The following is a 2,914-nucleotide window of genomic DNA, read 5'->3' on the forward strand; positions in this document are numbered from 1 at the left end:
TGTTACAGCCACCGACGGAGCTGGTAACTACACCGACCAAATCGTCACCTTGGCAGTCAATAACCTGGATGAAGCAGCGCCAAGCATTACATCTGGCGCTACGGCTACTGCGATCGATGAAAACAGCGGTACCGGCAGTGTGATTTATGCCGCGACTGCCGATGACTCCGCAGATATCTCTGATGGTGTGACTTTCTCGCTCTCAGGCGACGATGCCGCGTATCTCTCGATTGATGCCAGTACCGGTGATGTTACTTTGTTGGCCGATGCCGACTACGAAACCAAACCAAGCTACAGTTTTACTGTCACCGCTACTGATGGGGTTGGTCGCTTCACTGATCAGACCGTGACACTAGCGGTCAATAACCTCGATGAAGTGGCACCGACGATTACGTCTAGTGATACCGCGACTGCCATCGATGAAAACAGCGGTGCTGGCTCGGTTATTTACACAGCGATTATCGATGACTCCGCGGATATCTCGGACGGCGTAACGTTTAACCTCAGTGGTACTGATGCGGCTTACTTCACCATTGATACCAATACTGGCGAAGTGACTCTAAAAGCTGATGCTGACTATGAAACCAAGTCCAGCTACAACTTTACCGTCACCGCCACAGATGGAGCAGGTAACCACACCGACCAAATCGTCACCTTGGCAGTCAATAACCTGGATGAAGCAGCACCAACCATTACGTCTGGTGATACAGCGACTGCCATCGATGAAAACTCTGGTGCGGGCAGTGTGATTTATACCGCCACTGCTGATGACTCTGCCGATATCTCTGATGGTGTGACTTTCTCGCTCTCAGGCGACGATGCCGCGTATTTCAGCATCAACTCCGCTACAGGCGAAGTGACTTTGTTGGCGGATGCCGACTACGAAACCAAACCAAACTACAGCTTTACCGTCACCGCTACCGATGGAGCCGGTCACTTCACTGACCAGACCGTCACTCTGGCGGTTAATGATCTGGATGAAGTCGCACCGACGATTACCTCTGGTGATACCGCCACCTCGGTCGATGAAAACTCTGGTGCCGGGCAAGTGGTGTATACCGCCATTGCGGATGACTCTGCTGATATTTCTGATGGCGTCACCTTCAGTCTGTCAGGCGACGATGCTGCGTATTTCAGCATCAACTCCGCCACCGGCGAAGTCACCTTATTGGCCGACGCTGATTACGAAACAAAAGACAGTTACAACTTTACCGTCACAGCCATCGATGGAGCCGGTCACTTCACTGATCAAACCGTCACCCTGGCGGTGAATAACCTCGATGAAGTGGCACCGACGATTACTTCTGGCGCTATCGCCACTGCGATCGATGAAAACAGCAGTGCGGGCAGTGTGATTTATACCGCTGTTGCTGATGACTCTGCTGATATTTCTGATGGCGTCACCTTCAGTCTCTCAGGCGACGATGCTGCGTATTTCAGCGTCAACCTAGCCACCGGTGAAGTCACCTTATTGGCCGACGCTGATTACGAGACCAAACCAAGCTACAGCTTTACTGTCACCGCTACCGACGGAGCTGGTAACTTTACCAATCAGGCCGTTACCCTGGCGGTCAATAACTTGGATGAAGCAGCACCGACGATTACCTCTGGTGATACCGCGACTGCCATCGATGAAAACAGCGGTGCCGGGCAAGTGGTGTATACCGCTGTTGCTGATGACTCTGCCGATATTTCTGATGGCGTGATTTTCTCGCTCTCTGGCGACGATGCCGCGTACTTCAGCATCAACTCAGCCACCGGCGAAGTGACTTTGTTGGCCGATGCGGATTACGAAGCCAAAGCCAGCTATTCATTTGTAGTCACCGCCACCGATGGGGCGGGTAACCATACCGATCAAACCGTCACTCTGGCGGTTAATGATCTGGATGAAGTCGCACCGACGATTACCTCTGGTGATACCGCCACCTCGGTCGATGAAAACTCTGGTGCCGGGCAAGTGGTGTATACCGCTGTTGCTGATGACTCAGTGGATATTTCGGACGGCGTAACGTTTAGCCTCAATGGTACTGACGCGGCTTACTTCTCGATTGATGCCAGCACCGGTGAAGTCACCTTGTTGGCGGATGCGGACTACGAGACCAAACCAAGTTACAACTTTACTGTAATCGCCACCGATGGGACCGGTAACCACACGGACCAAGCCGTTACCCTGGCGGTCAATAACCTGGATGAAGTGGCACCGACGATTACCTCTGGTGATACCGCGACTGCCATCGACGACAACAGCGGTGCCGGCAGTGTGATTTATACCGCTGTTGCTGATGACTCAGTGGATATTTCGGACGGCGTAACGTTTAGCCTCAGTGGTACTGACGCGGCTTACTTCTCGATTGATGCCAGCACCGGTGAAGTGACTCTGTTGGCCGATGCTGATTACGAGACCAAGTCCAGCTACAACTTTACTGTCACCGCTACCGACGGAGCTGGTAACTTTACCAATCAGGCCGTTACCCTGGCGGTCAATAACCTGGATGAAGTCGCACCGACGATTACCTCTGGTGATACCGCGACTGCCATTGATGAAAACAGCGGTGCTGGCAGTGTGATTTATACCGCTACTGCGGATGACTCTGCAGATATCTCTGATGGCGTGACTTTCTCGCTCTCAGGCGACGATGCGACGTATTTCTCGATCGATGCCAGCACCGGTGAAGTCACCTTGTTGGCGGATGCGGACTATGAGACCAAACCAAGTTACAGCTTTACTGTCACCGCTACCGACGGAGCCGGTAACTTTACCGATCAAGCCGTTACCCTGGCGGTCAATAACCTCGATGAAGTCGCACCGACGATTACCTCTGGTGATACCGCCACTGCGGTCGATGAAAACTCTGGTGCCGGGCAGGTGGTGTATACCGCTGTTGCTGATGACTCAGTGGATATTTCGGACGGC

The 2,914-nt window shown here is 52.9% G+C and carries 1 protein-coding gene; it reads left to right on the forward strand.

Going from position 1 to position 2,914, the window contains the following annotated elements:
- On the forward strand, window positions 1-2,914 hold a 2,914-nt coding region (locus Q4551_RS16025; protein WP_303434921.1), incomplete at both ends, for a cadherin repeat domain-containing protein.

It is taken from the genome of Oceanobacter sp. 5_MG-2023, from assembly GCF_030548165.1.
Taxonomy (GTDB): Bacteria; Pseudomonadota; Gammaproteobacteria; order Pseudomonadales; family Oceanobacteraceae; genus Oceanobacter.